At 66.4% G+C, this 19665-nt stretch carries 14 protein-coding genes; 7 read left to right on the top strand and 7 right to left on the bottom strand.

All coding sequences use genetic code 11. The features are described 5' to 3' along the window. The first annotated feature begins 3 nt into the window (after positions 1-3). From G3O06_RS08670 to G3O06_RS08685, 4 genes are all read left to right on the top strand, one after another. On the top strand, positions 4-1041 hold the full coding sequence (locus tag G3O06_RS08670) for an LLM class flavin-dependent oxidoreductase (protein ID WP_205815734.1): 1038 nt from the start codon (positions 4-6) through the stop codon (positions 1039-1041). Between the two features lie 12 nt (positions 1042-1053). Next, on the top strand, positions 1054-2523 hold the full coding sequence (locus tag G3O06_RS08675; protein WP_205815735.1) for an aldehyde dehydrogenase: 1470 nt from the start codon (positions 1054-1056) through the stop codon (positions 2521-2523). A 109-nt stretch (positions 2524-2632) separates the two neighbouring features. Further along, positions 2633-4045 (top strand): cytosine permease, encoded by a 1413-nt coding sequence (locus G3O06_RS08680; protein ID WP_174966869.1) that lies wholly within the window; start codon positions 2633-2635, stop codon positions 4043-4045. Positions 4046-4167: 122 nt separating this feature from the next. Next, on the top strand, positions 4168-4557 hold the full coding sequence (locus G3O06_RS08685; protein ID WP_175032740.1) for a carboxymuconolactone decarboxylase family protein: 390 nt from the start codon (positions 4168-4170) through the stop codon (positions 4555-4557). A 121-nt stretch (positions 4558-4678) separates the two neighbouring features. Here G3O06_RS08685 and G3O06_RS08690 read toward each other — a convergent pair whose 3' ends face one another. The 4 genes from G3O06_RS08690 to G3O06_RS08705 all read right to left on the bottom strand — a co-directional run bounded on the left by G3O06_RS08690 (position 4679) and on the right by G3O06_RS08705 (position 12276). After that, positions 4679-7009 carry an EAL domain-containing protein gene (locus G3O06_RS08690; protein ID WP_174966875.1) on the bottom strand — a complete coding sequence of 777 codons (2331 nt, stop codon included), beginning with the start codon at positions 7007-7009 and terminating at the stop codon, positions 4679-4681. Positions 7010-7062: 53 nt separating this feature from the next. Further along, positions 7063-9165 (bottom strand): EAL domain-containing protein, encoded by a 2103-nt coding sequence (locus tag G3O06_RS08695; RefSeq protein WP_205815736.1) that lies wholly within the window; start codon positions 9163-9165, stop codon positions 7063-7065. 361 nt (positions 9166-9526) lie between these two features. Continuing rightward, the gene (locus G3O06_RS08700) at positions 9527-11497 is read right to left on the bottom strand and encodes an FAD-dependent oxidoreductase (protein ID WP_205815761.1); all 1971 of its coding nucleotides are present in this window, start codon (positions 11495-11497) and stop codon (positions 9527-9529) included. Then, on the bottom strand, positions 11494-12276 hold the full coding sequence (locus tag G3O06_RS08705; protein ID WP_174967224.1) for an SDR family oxidoreductase: 783 nt from the start codon (positions 12274-12276) through the stop codon (positions 11494-11496). Before G3O06_RS08705 ends, G3O06_RS08700 begins: the two co-directional genes overlap by 4 nt. Before the next feature lie 776 nt (positions 12277-13052). On the opposite strand from G3O06_RS08705, the gene G3O06_RS08710 reads away from it, so the two are divergent. Beyond that, positions 13053-13793 (top strand): carboxymuconolactone decarboxylase family protein, encoded by a 741-nt coding sequence (locus G3O06_RS08710; protein ID WP_205815737.1) that lies wholly within the window; start codon positions 13053-13055, stop codon positions 13791-13793. A 10-nt stretch (positions 13794-13803) separates the two neighbouring features. Here G3O06_RS08710 and G3O06_RS08715 read toward each other — a convergent pair whose 3' ends face one another. Then, positions 13804-14715: an NAD(P)-dependent oxidoreductase gene (locus G3O06_RS08715; protein ID WP_205815738.1), complete on the bottom strand. Its 912-nt coding sequence runs from the start codon at positions 14713-14715 to the stop codon at positions 13804-13806. Between the two features lie 152 nt (positions 14716-14867). Further along, positions 14868-16535 carry an NAD(P)/FAD-dependent oxidoreductase gene (locus tag G3O06_RS08720; protein WP_205815739.1) on the bottom strand — a complete coding sequence of 556 codons (1668 nt, stop codon included), beginning with the start codon at positions 16533-16535 and terminating at the stop codon, positions 14868-14870. 218 nt (positions 16536-16753) lie between these two features. On the opposite strand from G3O06_RS08720, the gene G3O06_RS08725 reads away from it, so the two are divergent. Then, a complete protein-coding gene (locus tag G3O06_RS08725; RefSeq protein WP_254608990.1) occupies positions 16754-17674 on the top strand; it encodes an IclR family transcriptional regulator in 921 nt (306 codons plus the stop codon). Positions 17675-17710: 36 nt separating this feature from the next. Next, positions 17711-18493 (top strand): IclR family transcriptional regulator, encoded by a 783-nt coding sequence (locus G3O06_RS08730; protein WP_205815740.1) that lies wholly within the window; start codon positions 17711-17713, stop codon positions 18491-18493. Positions 18494-18548: 55 nt separating this feature from the next. Here G3O06_RS08730 and G3O06_RS08735 read toward each other — a convergent pair whose 3' ends face one another. Next, on the bottom strand, positions 18549-19664 hold the full coding sequence (locus tag G3O06_RS08735; RefSeq protein WP_205815741.1) for an acyl-CoA dehydrogenase: 1116 nt from the start codon (positions 19662-19664) through the stop codon (positions 18549-18551). Position 19665: the final 1 nt, after the last annotated feature.

The raw sequence follows: 19665 nt of genomic DNA on the forward strand, positions 1-19665 counted from the left end.
ATCATGCGTTTTTCGCTTTTCGTTCACATGGAGCGCGTCTCCGACCAGACCAGCCAAAAGCAGCTGTACGACGAGATGGTCGAGCTGTGCCAGATCGCCGATCGCGGCGGCATGCACGCCGTCTGGACCGGCGAGCACCACGGCATGGATTTCACGATCGCGCCGAACCCGTTCATCAACCTCGCCGATCTCGCGAACAAGACGAAGCGCGTGCGGCTCGGCACGGGCACGGTCGTCGCGCCGTTCTGGCACCCGATCAAGCTCGCCGGCGAAGCCGCGATGACCGACATCATCTCGGGCGGCCGCCTGGAACTCGGGATCGCGCGCGGCGCATACTCGTTCGAATACGAGCGCCTGATGCCGGGGCTCGATGCATGGGGCGCCGGGCAGCGCATGCGCGAACTCATTCCGGCGGTGAAGAAGCTGTGGGAAGGCGACTACGCGCACGAAGGCGAGTTCTGGCAATTCCCGGCGACGACGTCGTCGCCGCTGCCGCTGCAGCAACCGCATCCGCCGATCTGGGTGGCCGCGCGCGACCCGAACAGCCACGAGTTCGCGGTGGCGAACGGCTGCAACGTGCAGGTCACGCCGCTGCACTTCGGCGACGAGGAAGTCGAGAAGCTGGTCGGCCACTTCAACGCCGCGTGCGAGAAGTTCAGCGACATGCCGCGCCCGAAGATCATGCTGCTGCGTCACACCTATGTGGCGAGCAGCGAGGGCGACGCGCAAGTGGCGGCCGACGAAGTCAATGTGTTCTACAACTACTTCGGCGCGTGGTTCAAGAACGAGCGGCCGATCAGCCGCGGGATGATCAAGCCGTTGAGCAAGGAAGAAATCGCCGCTCACCCGTTCTATACGCCGGAAGCGATGCGCAAGAACAACGTGATCGGCACGCCCGCCGAGGTCATTGCGCGCCTGAAGGCCTACGAGGCGCTCGGCTTCGACGAGTACTCGTTCTGGATCGACACCGGCATGAGCTTCGAGCGCAAGAAGGCGTCGCTCGAACGGATGATCCGCGATGTGATGCCCGCGTTCCAATAAGGTCCCGACGCCATGAATGTGCATTTTCAGCTGTATATCGACGGCCGGTTCGAGCCCGGCGCCGCGACGTTCGGCAGCGTGAATCCCGCGACCGGCACGGTGTGGGCGCAGATGCCGGAAGCGCGAACCGACGAGGTCAACCGCGCGGTCGCGGCGGCCGGCCGCGCATTGACCGATCCGCAATGGGCCGGACTGTCCGCGTCGGCGCGCGGCAAGCTGCTGCACAGGCTCGCCGATCTCGTCGAACAGGCCGCCCCACGGCTCGCTGAAATCGAAACGACCGACACCGGCAAGATCATCCGGGAAACGTCGAGCCAGATCGCCTACGTCGCGGAGTACTACCGCTACTACGCCGGCATCGCCGACAAGCTCGAAGGCAGCCACATCCCCGTCGACAAGCCCGACATGCAGGTCTGGCTCGAACGGCAGCCCGTCGGCGTGGTCGCCGCGATCGTGCCCTGGAACAGCCAGTTGTTCCTGTCCGCGGTCAAGGTCGGCCCGGCGCTCGCGGCTGGCTGCACGGTGGTGCTCAAGGCGTCCGAGGAAGCACCGGGCCCGTTGCTCGAATTCGCGCGGCTCGTGCACGAGGCGGGATTTCCGGCGGGCGTCGTCAACGTCATCACCGGCTTCGGCCCGGAATGCGGCGCGGTGCTGAGCAGCCACCCCGGCGTGGACAAGGTCGCGTTCACTGGCGGCCCCGAGACCGCGCGCCACATCGTGCGGAACACGGCCGGCAATCTCGCGAAGGTGTCGCTGGAGCTCGGCGGCAAGTCGCCGTTCATCGTGTTCGCCGATGCCGACATCCAGAGCGCGGTGAATGCGCAGGTGGCCGCGATCTTCGCGGCGAGCGGCCAGAGCTGCGTGGCGGGTTCGCGCCTGCTGATCGAGGCCTCCGTCAAGGAGCGGTTCCTCGCGCTGCTGGTCGAACGCGTGTCGCGCATTCGCGTGGGTTCGCCGGGCGAGATGGCAACGGAGTACGGGCCGCTCTGCACGGAGCGACAGCTTCGCCACATCGAGGCGGTCGTCGCGAGTTCGGTGAGCCAGGGCGCGAAAGTGCTCGCCGGCGGGAACAAGCTGGAGCGCGACGGGTACTACTACGCGCCGACGATTCTGGACTGCACCGGCGTCGACCATGCAGACAGCATCACGACCGAACTGTTCGGCCCCGTGCTGTCGGTCGACACGTTCGAATCCGAGCAGGAAGCGATCGACAAGGCCAACAGCACGGCCTATGGCCTCGCGGCCGGCATCTTCACGACCAACCTCACCCGCGCTCACCGTGTGTCGAAGCGCGTGCGCTCGGGCATCGTCTGGATCAACACCTATCGGGCGGTGTCGCCGCTCGTGCCGTTCGGCGGCTTCGGCTTGTCGGGGCACGGCCGCGAAGGCGGCCTGAGCGCCGCGCTCGAATACACGACGACGAAATCCGTGTGGCTTCGCACGTCGGACGAGCCGATCAGCGACCCGTTCGTGATGCGTTGAGCAACGGCGCATTCACCCGCAGTACCGATCAAAAGCCTCGAAGGTTCGCCGGGCCGCACACACGAACGTGCGCGCGCCGGCATGCCCGGGCAATAAGGATGGAGACAGCATGACACACCCGGAAAGCGATAGCGGCGTTCTGGCTATCGAAAGCAATTCGATCGACTACGTTGCACCCGAGGCCCGGCACGGCAAACCGGCCGACCTGTTCACCCTGTGGTTCTGCACGAACGTCGCCCCGCTGGCCGTGATTTCCGGCGCGACTTCGGTGCTGGTGTTCCACCTCGACCTGGTGAGCGCGATCCTCGCGATCGTGGCCGGGCAATTCTTCGGCGCGATCTTCCATGCGCTGACCTCCGCGCAAGGGCCGCTGGTCGGCGTACCGCAGATGATCCAGAGCCGCGCCCAGTTCGGCCGTTACGGGTCGCTGCTCGTGGTGGGATTCACGACGCTGATCTACCTCGGCTTCTTCGTCTCGAACATCATCCTCGCGGGCAAGACGCTCCATACGGCAGCGCCGTCGGTGCCCGTGCCGGTCGCGACCGTCGTCGGCGCCATGCTCGCGACGCTGGTCGGCGTGATCGGCTGCCACTTCATCCATCGCTTCAACAAGGTGGGCGCGTGGTTCATGGGCGGTGCGCTCGTCGTCGGCATCGCGCTGATGGCGCCGAGCCTCGACGCCCGGATCTTCCAGCAGGGCCAGTTCGATCTCGCAAACTGGTTCGCGATGTTCGGACTGTGCGCGGTATGGCAGATCAGCTTCGCCCCCTATACGTCCGATTATTCGCGCTATCTCCCCGCCTCCACCGGATTCGCGAAGACCTTTGCATACACGTACTTCGGCACGTCGCTCGGCACGATCTTCGCGTTCCTGTTCGGCGTGCTGGCCGTCAGCACCGGGCACTCCACGGACGCGATGCAGGCGATCCGCGATCAGACCGGCGTGTTCGGCTACGTGCTGATCTTTCTGTTCCTGGTCAACATCATCGGCCACAACGGGATGAACCTGTATGGCGCGGTGCTGTCGTTCATCACCGCCGCGCAGACCTTCCGGCCGCACTGGGTGCCCGGTCGAAGCGTACGCGTCGTCGTGTCGATGGTCCTGCTGGTCGCGTCGACCGCCACCGCGCTGTGGGCATCGAGCAACTTCATTGCGATCTTCCTGAATGCGGTCTTCGCGATGCGCATCGTGCTCGCGCCGTGGATCGCGATCAACCTGATCGATTTCTACCTCGTCAACGACCGGCACTACCGGGTCGCCGAAATCATCGGCAGCCATGGCGGCGCATACGGATCGTTCAACGTCAGGAACATGGCGATCTACGTGTTCGGCATTGCCGTCCAGGTGCCGTTCATGGACGAGAGTTTTTTCCACGGCCCATGGGCGTCGATCCTTGGCGGCGCGGACGTGTCGTGGATGGTGGGCCTCGTCGTCACGGCACTGGCCTGCTATCTGTTCGCGTCGAAGGACGGTTCGCGTGCCCGCCGCGGGTGTCCGGCAGCCGCTGAGGCGATGAAGTGAACGCGATGGCCGTTCGCCGGCGAGGTTCGCGCGGAACGGCGCTCGAGCGTCGCTCCCCCATCCCGTGCAAACGGTGACGGCAGGTTTCCAAATGCGCGCTTGCGCCAACCAAGGAGTCGAATATGAACGAAGATGATGCGCTGTTTCAGAAGGGGTTGCCGATTCGCCGCGAAGTGCTCGGCGCCGAATATGTCGATGCGTCGATGGAAAAGGCCGACGCCTTCATGATGTCGTTCCAGCGTGCAACGACCGCCTGGGCCTGGGGATGGGCCTGGGGCGACGACACGCTCGATCGCAAGACCCGCAGCCTGCTCAACCTCGCGATGTTGACGGCGGCCGGCCATACCAACGAACTCAAGCTGCACGTCAAGGGGGCGCTCAACACCGGGGTGAGCGTGGATGAAATCAAGGCGACGCTGCTGCACGCGACCGCTTACTCGGGCATTCCGCACGGCCTGAGCGCATTCAAGGCCGCACACGAAGTGCTGGTGGCCGAAGGGGCGTTGAAGTGAGTATCGCGAGCTGAAACAGGTTGAGCGGACAGTGCCGATGACGGAGCAGCCGTGTCGGCACTCACGCCTGACGATCCGCATCGGGCATCCGCTCGTCCAGTCGTTTCGTCGACGGTGGCACTCACGCCTGCCTGGCCGTGGCCTGCGCCGCCAGCGCGGCCCGCTCGATCCAGCGGATCGCCGGCGCATCCTGCTCGCCCGGCGCGGGCTTGCCGATCAGGAAGCCCTGCACCTCGCGACAGCCGGCATCCGTGATGCACGCCAGTTGTTCCTCCGTCTCGACGCCTTCCGCGACGGTCGTCACGCCGAGGCGCTTGCCGAGATCGGCCACCGCACGCACGACGGCCGCGCAGTCCGGGCGCGTGACCGCATCGCGCACGAAGCTGCCGTCGATCTTGATCTTGTCGAACGGGAACGCGCGCAGATGCGCGAGCGACGAGAAGCCCGTGCCGAAGTCGTCGAGCGCGACGCGCACGCCCATCGAGCGCAGCGCGCGCAGGTCCGCGATGGCCTTGCCCTCGTCGTGCAGCAGCGCGGTTTCCGTCACCTCGATTTCCAGCCGGTCGGGCGTGAGGCCCGCGCCGGCCAGCGCCGCCGCGAAGGTCGGCACGATCGTGCCGTGGCCGAGCTGCGCCGCCGATACATTGACGGCAACACGCGCGCCGTCCGGCCAGCGCGCCGCCTCCCGGCAGGCCTGATCGAGCACGAAGCGTCCGAGCCGCTCGATCAGCCCGCCGCGCTCGGCCACCGGAATGAAGCGGCCCGGCGAAATCCAGCCGGCGCGCGGGTGATGCCAGCGCAGCAGCGCCTCGCGCGTCGTGATCTGCCGGGTGCGGACATCGACGATCGGCTGGTAGAACACGTACAGCCCCTGGTTCTCGTCCAGGGCGACGCGCAGCTTCGATTCGAGCGCGATCCGCTCCTGCGCGCTCGTTTCCATGTCCGGCGAGAACATCCGGTACGTGCCCTTCCCCGCTTTCTTGGCCGCATAGAGCGCCATGTCCGCGCGCGACAGCAGCACGCCGGCGTCGTTGCCGTGATGCGGCGCCAGCACGCAGCCGATCGACGCGCCGATGCGGAACTGCCGCTCGGGCGACGTCGCATAGGGGGCGACGAGCGTGTCGACGAGCCGCGCGGCCGCGCCCATCGCGCCGTCCGCGTCGGTGTCGCGCAGCAGCACCGCGAATTCGTCGCCGCCGATGCGCCCGAGCATCATCCCCGGCTCGGGGCACTGCCCGCGCAGTCGTTCCGCGACCTGGCGCAGCACCGCGTCGCCCGCGGAATGCCCGCACGCGTCGTTGATCAGCTTGAAGCCGTCGAGATCGATGAAGAGCAGCCCGAGCACCTTGTCCGCGCGCCGCAGGCTCGCGTCGAATTCGGCAAGGAAGGTGGCGCGGTTCGGCAGGCCGGTGAGCGAATCGTGATGCGCGAGCTGGTGGATGCGCGCTTCCGCCTCGGCCTGCTGCGTGACGATCGACCACGACAGCATCGGGCCGATGTAGCGCCCCTGGGCGTCGCGCACGGCCGAGACCTGGATGTCGAGCACTTCCGGCCCGAGCGGAATGCGGGCGCGATGCGGCAGGTTCGCCGGATCGGCGAGCAGGCGGCGCTGGTGCTGCGGGTGCGGGTGAAAGAAGTCGATCGACGCGCCGAGCGCGTCGTCCGCGCGGATCGGCAGCAGATGCTCGATCGAGCGCAGCAGGTTGCGCGACGTCGCGTTCAGGTAGTTGATGCGGAACGTCTCCGGGTCGGCCGTCATCACGGCCACCGGCATGTCGTCGATCATCCGCATCAGCCGGGTCTGCGCCTGCTCGCGCAGACGCGATTCGGCCTGGGCATCGACGGTGCGCAGGAAGCCCCGGTAGTTGACCGTGATGACGGCGATCAGCGCCGCGGACACGAAGGCCATGTTGACAGCGGTCGCGACGAGCGTCGGCTGGCGCGTCGAGAGGAAGAACGCGATGAACACGACGTTGACGATCACGGCCACGCTCAGCGCAGCCGTGCGCAGGTACATCAGGCTGAAGATGCAGCCGATCACCGTGATCGCCATGTAGAACGCAACCTGGGCCTTTTGCCACGCGTCGCCGTACGGGAACAGCAGCAGCGCCCACGCGGTGAACGTCACCGCGATCGGGATCACCAGCCAGTTCGTGACCGTGAGCGCGCGCAGCACGGTGTCCGGCGTCGGTTCCAGCTGCCGGGCGCGGTGCCAGTGCAGCAACCGCGCGAGCGACACGAGCGTCATCGCGGCCGGCATCGCGACCGACAGCCACCACGGCGTACTGCCGAGGTGCGTGACGGCGAGGCTCCAGGTACTCGAGATGAGGATCAGGTACATCACCGGGAGCTGGCTGGCGAATACCCGGTATTGTGCCGCGAGCAGGTCCGGGTTCCGGGCCGGCGCCGCGATGCTTGCCAGTCTTGTCATCCGTGCGTGGTGGATTTTCATGTGAGCCTGCGTGCTGCAACCCGGGTTCAGGTTGCCGTGTCCGGCGTCGTCGGTTACCCGCGCGGGCCCGCGTCCATCTCGGCGTTGACGGCCGATTCGGACGCGGGTACCGGCGCGCTGGCGCGGTTGCTGCCGGTCAGCGCGATCTGCCCGCTGCCGACAATCTCGTTGAGTGGTGCGGGCCTGCCGAGCAGGAAACCCTGCGCTTCGTCGCAGCCTTCGTCGGCCAGCAACGCAAGCTGGTCGTGTGTCTCGATGCCTTCGGCCAGGATCGGAATGCCCAGGCTCTTGCCGAGCGCGAGCACGGCGCGGATGATCGCGCGGTCCTGCGGTTTCGCTTCCGCGTCCGCGACAAACGACTGGTCGAGCTTGATGCGGTCGAACGGGAACGAGCGCAGCGTGTCGAGCGACGAATAGCCGGTACCGAAATCGTCGAGCGCGATGCTCACGCCCAGCGCCTTGATCTGCCGCAGCGTGTCCAGCGCGCGCTCGCGGCCGGCGAAGATCGTCGATTCGGTCAGCTCCAGCTGCAGGCGCGAGGCCGGCAAGCGGGTTTCTTCGAGCACCTCGGTCACGAGCGCCGTCAGGTCCGCGTGCATGAACTGCACGGCCGATACGTTCACCGCGACGGCATAGGGCGGCTCCCACGTCGCCGCCCGCGCGCATGCCTCGCGCAGTACCCACGCGCCGATGTCCAGGATCACGCCGTTTTCCTCGGCGAGCGGAATGAACTCGGCGGGCGGAATCGTGCCGAGCGTCGCATGCTGCCAGCGCAGCAGCGCCTCGTAGCCGCGGATCTCGCCGGTCACGAGCGAAGTCTGCACCTGGTAGTGGATGCTCAGCTGATTGTCGCCCACCGCGCGGCGCAGGTCGGCCGAGAGGCTGCGCCGCGCGCGGACGATCAGGTCCATCGCCGGCTCGTAGAAGCAGATCGATTGCGCGATGCTGCCCTTGGCGCGGTACATCGCGAGGTCCGCATTGTTGATGAGGATGGCCTTGGTGGCGGCATCGTCCGGGTAGATGGCGACACCGAAGCTCGCGCCCGGCACGACCTCGTAGTCGTCCAGCCTGACCGGCTTGTAGAGCGCCGGCTCGAGCCGCTCGAGCAGATCCATCAGGCGTGTGTCGTCGTCCATCCGGCAGAGCGCCGCGAATTCGTCGCCGCCGATGCGGGCGACGAATTCGCCGTCACGCAGCAGGTTCGCCATGCGCCGCGCGAGGATGCGCAGCACCTCGTCGCCGGCGTGGTGGCCGCGCAGGTCGTTGATTTCCTTGAAGCGGTTCAGGTCGATGCCGATCAGCGCGAGCTTCGTGCGTTGTTCTTGCGCAAGCGCGATTTCGAGGTCCAGCCGCTCGTTGAAGCTGGCCCGGTTCGGCAGGCCGGTCAGCATGTCGCTCAGCGCCAGCCGGCGCAGGTGCTCGAGCGATTCGGCCCGCACGTTGCTGTCGATCAGGTAGCTCACGAGCCCCGTGCAGACGATCACGAGCGACGTACCCGCGACCGCCAGCGCCAGCGGGCGCAGCGCGCTCACGTCGGTCCACGTGCCGTCGAGCATCAGCGGCGTGATGCGCAGCGCGGACATCCCGGTGAAATGCAGCGCGAGGATCGCGAGCGACAGCACGCCGGCCATCTGGTTGACCGCGTGCGGCGACGGCCGCATCGCGAGGTGCAGCGCGAGCGCCGCGAGGGTCATCGCCAGGAGCACCGACGCGATCAGGTAGCCGACGTCCCACGACACGATGCCTTCGACCCGCCACGCGAGCATGCCGGTGTAGTGCATCAGCACGATCGCCACGCCGACGATCGCGCCGCCGAGCGCGGGCGCGACCTTGACGACGCGGCAGGTCGTCAGCGCGAAGCCGATCGTACTGCCGCCCACCGCGATGAGCAGCGACACGAGCGTGAGCGGCAGGTTGAAGTGCACGGGCGCGCCGGCGTCGAAGCCGAGCATCGCGATGAAGTGCGTGCACCAGATCGCCACGCCGGCCGAAATGGCCGTCAGCACGTGCCAGCCGAGCCGCTGCGTGCCGGAGGTGTTCACCGTGCGCTGGAACAGGCGCGCGGTGACCCACGAGCCGCCCCCGCACAACAGTGCGGCAAGCAACACCAGCCAGTGATTGTGCCGATGAACGATGCACCCGAAAACTGTCGCCAAAACCTTCTTTCCCCTATCCGTCGCATGGGCTGATGCCGTGCCTGATCGACGCGGCGGGGGCGATGCCGCCTCGATCAGGAGCGCCTTCAAGATATCGGCATGTGATGAATAAACTGAACGCCACGCGGCTGGGCGCAAACGATTGCCGGCAACTATTTTTTGTGGAAAAAAGTGCCGGAACGAGGCGGGATGGGGAATCGAAGGCTCGGTCGATGGCTTGCCAATCGAATGGGTGCAGTAGGCAATGGGTGATGCGGCGGGAATCCGCGGTCAGGCAACCGCCAGCTCGACGGGGCTGCTCGCACAGTCTGCAGCGATCCGTCGAGGCTGACACGTTCCAGTCAATCGACCTGCCGGTTTCCTACTTTATCGATCGTGCCGCAATGTGACCTTCCCGAATCGCGGGTTGAATGTCTCGAGCCGACAGCGCATCGCCCACCAGATGCAACTGCGCCACACGCCCGCGCAACGCCTCCCAGATTTCGTTCTGTGACTCCCGGTAGCCCACCAGCACCACCGTGTCGGCCGGGATACGCTCGGTCTGATTCCCGAAGAGCGGCCTGATCTCGGCACTGCCGCTGTCGATCGACACCAGCGCCGATTGCGTGACGATGCGCAGCGTGCCCGCGCTGTGCAGGCGGCGCAACGCGGCCTGCGTGCGCCCGGTGGTCTCGACGGCCGGGGCGAACATCAGGTGGCGCGTCACATAGGTCACCTCGACGCCGCGATTGATCAGCGCTTCGCAGCAGCCGATGGCTTCGTAGTGTCCGACGTCGTCGAACACCAGCGCCGTGCGCCCCACGTCCTGCGGCGGTGCCATCGCGAGATCCAGCGGCGTCAGCACCGTCGCTTCGCGCGCAATCCGCACCTGCGCGGCCGGGTCGGCCGTCTGCCGGAACTCGCGAACGTCCGCGGGCTGCGAGCCGGTCGCCACGATGACGGCGTCCGGCGCCTCGGCCAGCACGTCGTCCGCGTCCACGTATGTCGACAGCCGCACGTCCGCACCGAGGCGATAGATCTCGTTCTCCAGCCAGATCGCGATGTCCCCGATCGGGTGGAGTTTCGGCAGGTGTTTCGCGCAGTTCAGCAGGCCGCCCAGGTCGGACATCGCCTCGACCAGCGTCACGCGGTGCCCGGCGAGCAGTGCCGTGCGGGCGGCTTCCATGCCCGCCACGCCGCCGCCCACCACCAGCACCTTGCGCGGTGTTGCGGCTTTCGCAATCGTCTCGTCGGACAGCGTCCGCTCGTAGCCTACCGCCGGATTCACCGCGCAGCCCATCCGGCCGGCGAACGCGCCGCCCAGGCACCCCTGGTTGCAGCCGATGCAAGGCCGCACCTCGGTGCCGCGCCCTTCCCGGCTCTTCACGACCAGCATCGGATCGGCGATCATCCCGCGCACGATGTTGATCATGTCGGCCTGCCCGGTCTTCAACGCCTGCTCGGCATCGTCCAGCGTCGCGTAACGGCCCACGACGATGCGCGGCACCGTCACGCCCTCCGATATGCGCTCGACGTGCGGCATCTGGTAGCCGACCGGCGCGTCCATGCCCGCATAGCGGTCGACGTGGAAGTAGTAGTCGCCGTGCGTGATGTTGACGAAATCGATCAGCCCCTCGGCCTGTGCCCGCAATGCAATCGCATTGACGTCCTCATCCGTGAGAATGCGCGGGTCCGAGCTTCCGCCGATGCGCACGCCGAGCGCGAAATCCGGCGACGTCGCCGCGCGAATCGCGCGCAGCGTTTCCAGGAACGCCCGGATGCGGTTGTCGAAGCTGCCGCCGTACGCATCGGTACGCTGGTTCAGTACCGGCGAGAAGAATTGCGAGAACAGGTAGCCCGCTCCGGCCAGCACTTCCACGCCGTCCAGTCCTGCGACCTGCATCCGGGCGGCCGCCTTGGCGTACGCATCGATCACCTCCTCGATCTGGTCGGTGGTCATCGGAATCGGCGGCGCAACCGAGTAGCGTCCCGCCAGTGCCGATACGGCCCACGGCAGGCCGCCGTCCGCCGCCGGATCGGTGTAGCCGCCGTGCCAGAGCTGCGTAAACAGCTTCATGCCCGTCGGGGCGATGGCATCGACCAGCTTGCGCATCGGCGCAATCGATCCATCGTCGCTCGCCGTCAGCGAAAAGGTCGATGAGCGGTGAACCGACGTGCTTTCGATGATCGACAACCCCGCGCCGCCTTTCGCGCGTGCCAGGTGATAGGCAATCAGGTCGTCGTTGACGTAGCGGTCGGCCAGGCGTGTCGCATGCGCGGTGCGCACGATCCGGTTCGGAATCTCGACGGCGCCGATCCGAAGCGGCGAGAAAACATGCTTGTACATGGTCAGGCTACCGAGCGCTTGGAGGTGATGCCACCGTCGACCGTGACGATGGTGCCGCTGGTGTAGCCCGAGCGGGGCGACGCCAGATAGACGAACAGATCGGCGACTTCGTCGACCGTCGCCGCACGCCCCAGCGGATAGCCGGCCATCAGCTCGTCGGAGCGCGCTTCGTCACCGAGCAGGCGCGCCGCGTGGTTTTTCAGCACCTTGGCGATTCGCTCGGTGCCGACCGGCCCCGGATTGACGCCCACCACGCGGATGCCATCCTCCAGGCTGCGGCCGCCCAGCGCACACGTAAACGCCATCAACGCGGCGTTGCCGGTCGAACCCGCGATGTAGTTGAAGTCGAAGTTCTGCCCGCCATTGCCGATGTTGTTGAGAATCACGCCGCCGCCGCGTGCCTTCATCCGTGTGTAGATCGCGCGCGTCAGGTTGATGTAGCCGAACACCTTCAGCTCCCAGCCCTTGCGCCACGCCTCCTCGTCGACGTCCCACAGCGTGCCACCCGGAATCGCGCCGGCGTTGTTCACCAGCACATCGACGTCGCCCGCGAACGCAACGACCTCGTCGATCGCGCCGGGCGCCGTCATGTCCAGTGCCAGCACGTCCACGCGCGCGTCGTGCGCGGCGCGCAGGTCGGCCGCCAGATTTTCCAGCTTGTCTGCCGAGCGTGCGGTCAAGACGAGGTGGCATCCCTCTGCGGCAAATGCCTTCGCGAGGCCCTCGCCGATGCCCTGTGATGCGCCGGTGATCAAGACTCGCCGGCCTGCAAGTTTCATGTCCATGTTGGGTTTCCGTACTTTCACTACACGAAATGCGTCATTCCAGTGTCGACCCGGGGCGTGCGAGCGTGACGGCAACGTCCCTGCAGCCTGCTTCGAATGTTGAACGCGGAACCGGGCCCCGGATCATCAGGCCCGGGCAACTCTTCCGTACTTTGATACGTCGCCAGGAACCGTTCCGTACGCGTCCGGGAATGCGCCGTCAGGCCCTCCTGAACGACGCTTCACCAGCGCCACCCGGATACGCTCACTACGTCGATTCGCCGATCCGCTCCCCCGACTGACAGGCACACGCTCGTGCGGACGTCGATGCGAAAGACGGCTTCGATCGAGAAACCGGCACATCGGGAATCGATTCGCTCGAATGCCGATAGCCCGATGCGCAGGCGCTCGGCGGCACGATGTAGCCGATCTGGATAACGACTGACCGTGCCTGGCGGGGATGCATGAAATTCGTCTCCGGAGTTCTTATCCTCGTTCATGCATGGTCGAGTGTCGGGTTAGCGTCGTCAATCGAGCGACGCGCTCTGTCCCGTGCTTTGGAAGCCTCCGTTCTACAGGAACGTGCGCGTTCATTTCGCGTTCCGCCGTTACTTTCAAAGTACGGAAACGTGAGCCGGTTTCAATTGCGGCGCATTCCTCTCGTCCCTTTCAATCGGGGCTGACGTGACGCAAAGCGGGAACGGCAACGGGCGCATCCCGGCGGTCGCCGGAAACGCTTCGATTTCCCGGGCACACGTCGATACGCGTTACCTGACACGCTTCCAGAGGAGACACTCATGACAGACAAATCAGCGCTCAAGGCCGAATTCGAACGACTACACGGCTACTGGAGCGACGTGCACGACCAGGCGCTCGCAGAGGATCCCGTCTTCTTCAACGATTACCTCGTGATGGCCCGCGCCGCACTGGATGCCGGCCATCTCGAGCCCAAACTCTGCGATCTCGTCATGATCGCGGCAAGCGCGAGCGTCACGCACCTGAACGGCGACGCGGTTGCGCTGCACATCCAGGGCGCGCTGCGTCACGGCGCCACGCGCCAGGAAATCGCGGAGGCGTTGCAGATTTCGTCGGTGCTCGGCATCCACTCGTACATGGTCGGCGTACCCGTGCTGTTCGAGGAAATCGAGGCAAACGGCCAGTCGGTCGATACGGCATTTCCGCTCGACGAAAAATTCGAGCAGGTCAAATCGGCGTTCACTGCCAGCCGGGGCTACTGGAGCGATCAACTGACGTCGATGGTCCGCAGTTCGCCGGCGTTTTTCGACGGCTATACCGCGTTCTCGTCCACGCCCTGGCGCGAGGGCACCCTGGCGCCCGTCGTCAAGGAGCTGCTGTATGTGGCGATCGACGTCTCGACCACTCACATGTTCGAGCCGGGCGTGCGCATTCATACGCGCAATGCGCTGCGCTACGGTGCGACACCGGCGCAGGTGCTCCAGGTCATGCAGATAGTCAGTTGCCTCGGCATGCAGAGTTTCCTGCTCGGCGTTCCGCCGCTGCGGAGGGCTGCGGCGTAGCCGGCGAGCATCACGCTTGAACGGCACGCCCCCGAACGCGCGTGCCGTTCCGCTCCTCGACGTACCGGAGGATCGACGTAAAGTCGTCGCCGCCGCGGCCGGCTTCGTACGCCGCGTGCCAGACGTCCCGCGCGCGTTCGATTGCCGGCATCGTCACTTCCATCAGGCGTGCCTCGGCAAGGCCGAGCGCCATGTCTTTCTCGATCACGGCGAGCGCGGCACCGAAGTCGAATGCCCCCGACACGGCCCGGCTCATGATCTTCGAGCACGCGAAACTCTGGCCGGAACCGGAGTCGATCAACCGCATCATCATGTCCGCGTCGAGCCCGGCTTTCGCGCCCATCGCGAGCCCCTCGGCGCAGACCACCAGGTTGGCTGCCATCACGACGTTGTTCACGATCTTCATGATCTGCGCCATGCCGGGGCGGTCCCCCATCGGAAACACTTCCTTGCCGATCCGTTCAAGCAGCGGCGACACCTGCTCGACCGCTGACGGCATGCCCGATACCAGCATCGCGAGCGTGCCGGCCCGCGCCGCGGACGGGCCGCCGGAGACCGGCGCGTCGACGATATCGATCCCGCGTTGCGCGAGGCCGTCACCGATCCGCTCGATCATGTCCTGGCCGATCGTCGACATCTCCACGTAAAGACGCATCGCGGAACCGTGCACGACGCCGTCGCGCCCGAGGCCGACAGCCAGCGACACGTCCCGGTTCGGCAAACAGGCGAAGACGATGCTCGCCGCGTCGGCGACCGCGCGCGGCGATCCATGCGCGACGGCGCCGCCGTCAACGAACGGCGCCATCGCCTGCGCGGACGGATCGTACACATGCAGCCGGCAGGCCTGCCCCAGCAGGCGCTCGGCCATCGGCGCCCCCATCTTCCCCAGCCCCAGAAAGCCGATGTCCTGTACTGATGTCATCACACCCTCGAACAAGCTTGTGAATGGTCGATGAAACCGCACGCGCTGCCGCGGCGGTTCATCTCGTCGTCGTGGTCGCTTCAGCGCAGCGGCGGCGCGGCTTCAACGCCCTTCAGGCTCGCAGCGACTTCACGCGCAATCGGCATCGCGCGTCACGCCTCGGCTGCCTGACCATCGGCGATCACGAAACCGCGATAGTCATCGCGGACGACTTCGTCGCAAATCGCGCGGTACCGGTGAAACCCGCCCACATACGGCATGAACACGCGTGGCTTGCCCGGCACGTTCGCGCCCGTGTACCACGACTCGGCCAGCGGATACAGCGTCGCATCCGCCACCTCGTTGACATGCTCGACCCAGCGCGTCTCCGCTTCCGGATCCGGCTCGATCGTCGAGGTGCCGTGGGCGGCGAGCTTGCCGATGCAATCGGTGATCCAGTTCATGTGCTGTTCGATCGCGCACACCATGTTGGACTTCACCGACGGGCTGCCCGGGCCGGTCACGATGAACAGGTTCGGGAAACCCGCCGTCATCAGCCCGAGGTAGGTGCGCGGCCCGTGCACCCATTTCTGCTTCAGCGGCAGGCCGTCGCGTCCGCGGATATCGATGTCCGCGAGCGCGCCGGTGATCGCATCGAAGCCGGTCGCGAACACGATCGTGTCGAGCGCATAGTCGCCCGTCGCGGTCTTCACGCCCGTTTCCGTGATCTCGACGATCGGCGCCGATTTCGTGTCGACCAGCTTCACGTTCGGCAGGTTGAACGTCTCGTAATAGCCGGTGTCGAGGCACAGGCGCCGCGCGCCGATCGGATAGTCCTTCGGCACGAGCAGCTCGGCGGTCGCCGGATCCTTCACCGTGCTGCGGATCTTGTTGCGGACGAACTCCGCGGCCGTGTCGTTCGCCGCCTGGTTGGTCAGCAGGTCCTTGTACGCATACAGGAAACTGATGCTGCCGCCGGCCTTCCATTTTTCCTCGAACGTGGCGAGACGATCCTCGGGGGTGTCGTCCAGTGCGTTCTTCGTCGGCGCCGCGTGCCCCGCGATACCGAAGGGCGTGTTTTGCGCCTCGGCCCGCCAGAATTCGTAACGCGCCTTGTGCCGGCCAAGTTCGTCGCCGGTCAGTGCGCGGTTGCGAGCGGGCAGCGTGAAGTTTGCCGTGCGCTGAAACACGTACAGTTCGCTTGCCTGCTTCGCGACGATGGGGATGACCTGAATGCCGGACGAACCCGTACCGATCACGCCCACCCGGCGCCCGGTGAAGTCGACCGGTTCGTCGGGCCAGAGGCCGGTGTGATACCAGTCGCCCTTGAAGGTATCGAGCCCCTTGAATTCCGGCACGCGCGGCAACGACAGATTGCCGGTCGCCATCACGCAGAAGCGAGCGGTGACCACCTGCCCGTCGACCGTCTCGACGCGCCAGACGCCGTTCGGCGCGTCGAAGCTCGCCGACTGCACGCGCGTGTTCAGCCGGATGTCGCGACGCAGATCGAAGCGATCGGCGACATGATTGATGTATCGAAGAATGTCGCCCTGCGCGGAAAAGCGCTCCGGCCAGTTCCATTCCTGCTGCAGCTCGTCGGAAAACGAATACGAGTACTCGACACTGTCCACATCGCATCGCGCGCCGGGATATCGGTTCCAGAACCACGTGCCGCCGATGCCGCTGCCCGCTTCGAGCGCTTGCGCACGCAGGCCCAGCTTGCGGAGCTTGTACAGCGCGTAAAGGCCGGCGAATCCGGCGCCGACGACGATCACGTCGAGATCCGGTGCGGCATGTGCGCCGTCACGACGCGTCGAACCGATTTCGTCAGGGTATTGCATGGCGTGTCTCCAATGTTGTCATCCCGTGCGGACTCCATTGGAGACCTGCCTACCCTGCCCGACAATCGAGCGCGCGATGCCATCCCGTGCTTTGAAAGTTCGCGCGGCAGACAGCACATTTCCGGTGCAGTAGAATTTCAAAGCACGGGAGCCCCCGATTCTTGTCGACCGGAATTGCATGAACCACGCGCGCGGTTTGCTTCATCAACCTCGTGCTTGTGAAGAACGATCCGACGCGCGACGCATACCATCGACTCGACACCACGATGCCACCCGAAAGATCTCTGCCCCGGCACGCCGGCAAGAAGTCCCTCAGTGGACCCTATGGAATCGATCTGGCATGGCCCCGCGCACCGCAAGGCAATCAGGCCGATGCGGCCGTCGTCGTGGCGCCGCTCGCGCGCGGCCTGTCGATTCTCTCCGCGTTTACGCCCGACAAGCCGTCGCTCGGCAACCAGGAGATCGCGGACGCGACCGGCATTCCCGCACCCACCGTACTGCGTTTGCTGCGCTCCCTGATGGCGCTCGGCTATCTGCATCGGGACGACCGGAGCAAACGGTATTCGCTGGCATCGGCTTCGCTGGCCCTCGGCTATGCCGCGATCGCCGACCCCGAGATGCTGCGGCTCGCCAGTGTCGAAATGCGCGCGTTCGCGGAGGCGACGGATACCTACGTGCTGCTCGGCACACGTGACCGGCTCGATGTGATTCTGCTGGAAACGCACGTCGACCGCCGCTCGCTGCTGGAATTGAAGTTGTCACCCGGCATGCACGTGCCGATCGCCTATTCGATGATGGGCTGGGCGTTGCTGGCCGCACTTCCGGAGGACGAGCGGCAATATCTGCGGACCCAGGTGGAGCGCCATGCCGGCGACGCGTGGCCGCCGGCCATTCGCCGCCGGATGAACGAGAAGATCGCGCAAGTGCATGAGCTCGGCTTCTGCATGCTGCACGGCGAATGGGAGCCCGAGCTGACCTGCGTTGCCGCGCCCCTGACACTGCCCGGTCGGCCGCCGCTCGTGCTGTGCTGCGTCGGCCGCACCGCGCGAGTTGCGCAGGCGGCTGTCGAGCGGGAGCTCGGATCGCGACTCGTCGCATGTGCACGCGTGCTGCAGGAACGCCTGCCCGTGCGCCGCTGACCCGTCTTGCCGACCGACACGACTACAGGTACCGCCATGCCTCGCCAGACCGAACCAACGACGATGACGCTCGAACGCGGGATGCAGGTGCTCAACGCATTTCATGCGGAGCGCATCTCGCTGACGAACGGCGACCTGGTACGGCGAACCGGCCTGTCGCGCTCGGTCGTGTCCCGCCTGACGTCCACACTGATTCAACTGGGATTCATCCGTCGCGTGGGCGGCGGGCCGCGCTTCGAGCTGGCGGCCGGCATCTTCGGCATCGGCCACACCTACCTGGAAACCAATCCCGTCACGCGGCTGGCGCAACCGCTCATGCAACGGCTGGCCGACACGCTCGGCGCGGCGGTCGCGCTCGCCGTGCCGCACCGGCTCGAGATGCTGTACGTCGCCCATTGCTATAGCGTGCGGAACTCGACGCTGCAGCTCGGCGTCGGGTCGCTGCTTCCGATGAGCACGACGTCGATCGGCAAGGCCTGGCTGTGGGGGCTGCCGGAAGACGCGCGCAACGACTATGTCGCACGCTTGCTGAACGCGGCGGACGCGCGCACGCCCGCACTGAAGGACAGCTTCGATGCCGCATTCGACGAACTCGATTCGACCGGCGTGTGTACGTCGATCGGCGAGTTCCAGCACGACGTGTACGGTATCGCGTTACCCATCACCGTCGGGCGCTTCGCGACGCCGATGGCCCTGAGCTGCGGCGCGGTGGACCTGCATCCCGACATCGACGCGATCAGGAACCGGATCGCACCGCAGCTCAAGCTGGCCGCGGCCGAGCTCGCCGCCGCGCTTCGCGACGTTCCGTTCATGCCGTGAGACCTCGCTCGGGGGAGCGAGGCCGCGCATCACGCGCGTGGCGGCACCGGCCTCACTACACCATCGCCGCCGTGTATCGGGCCATCTGGTAGTCGCTGTCGCCGAACAGCGGATCGAACATCGTCAGTCGCTTGAAGTAGTCGCCGACCTCGAGCTCGTCGGTCATCCCCATTCCGCCGTGAAGCTGCACGGCCTGCTGGCCGACAAAACGCCCGGCTTTCGCCACCATCACCTTGGCGGCCGCAATCTTGCGCGTGCGTTCGTCCGACCCGGCTTCGTCGAGCGCCAGGGCCGCGACATAGGCCATCGACAGCGCGATCTCCTTCTGGATCAGCATGTCGGCCATCCGGTGCTGCAGCGCCTGGAACGCGCCGAGCGGCTTGCCGAACTGCTGGCGTGTGCGCAGATATTCGGCGGTAATCTCGATCAGCCGCTCCATCGCGCCCGATGCCTCGGCACACAGCGCCGCGATGCCGTGGTCGATGCCGTGCTGAAGCGCGTCGAGGCCGCCTTCGATCAACGCGTCGGCAGCCACGGTCACGCCGTCGAGCCCGATATCCGCCGCGCGCAAGCCGTCCATCGTCGGGTAGCCCGTCACCGTCACGCCGGTTGCGTCGCGCGGCACCACGAACAACCCGATGTCGCCCGAGCCCGCGATGCGCGCGGTCACGAGCAGCGCGTCGGCCACCTCGCCATGCCACGCGAGCGCTTTCCGGCCGGTGATCACGTAGCCGTCGCCGCTGCGTTCGGCGGCCGTGCGCACGGCGTCCGCGCAATAACGCGACTCGGGCTCGAGATACGCCACCGAGACGATCTGCTCGCCGCTGGCGATGGCCGGCAGCCACGCCTGCTTCTGCGCGTCGCTGCCGTGGCGGCCGAACACGGCGCCAGCCACCACCGCCGACGGCACCACCGGCTCGAGCGCAAGCCCGCGGCCGAGTTCGCGCTGCACGACGAGACGGCTCGCCGGCCCTTCGCCGAAACCGCCGTGGTCGGCGTCGATCGCGAGCCCCAGCACGCCCAGTTCGCCGAGCGACGCCCACACCGCGCGATCGAACGCACCGGCTTCGCGCGACCGCTTGCGGCGCCGCTCGAACGCGTATTCGGTCTCCACGAACCGGCGCAGGCTGTCGGCCATCATCTGCTGCTCTTCGCTGTAGGTAAAGTCCATG

Origin of the sequence: Burkholderia sp. Ac-20345 (assembly GCF_017104825.1) — a bacterium.
In the GTDB taxonomy this organism is placed as follows: Bacteria; Pseudomonadota; Gammaproteobacteria; order Burkholderiales; family Burkholderiaceae; genus Burkholderia; species Burkholderia lata_B.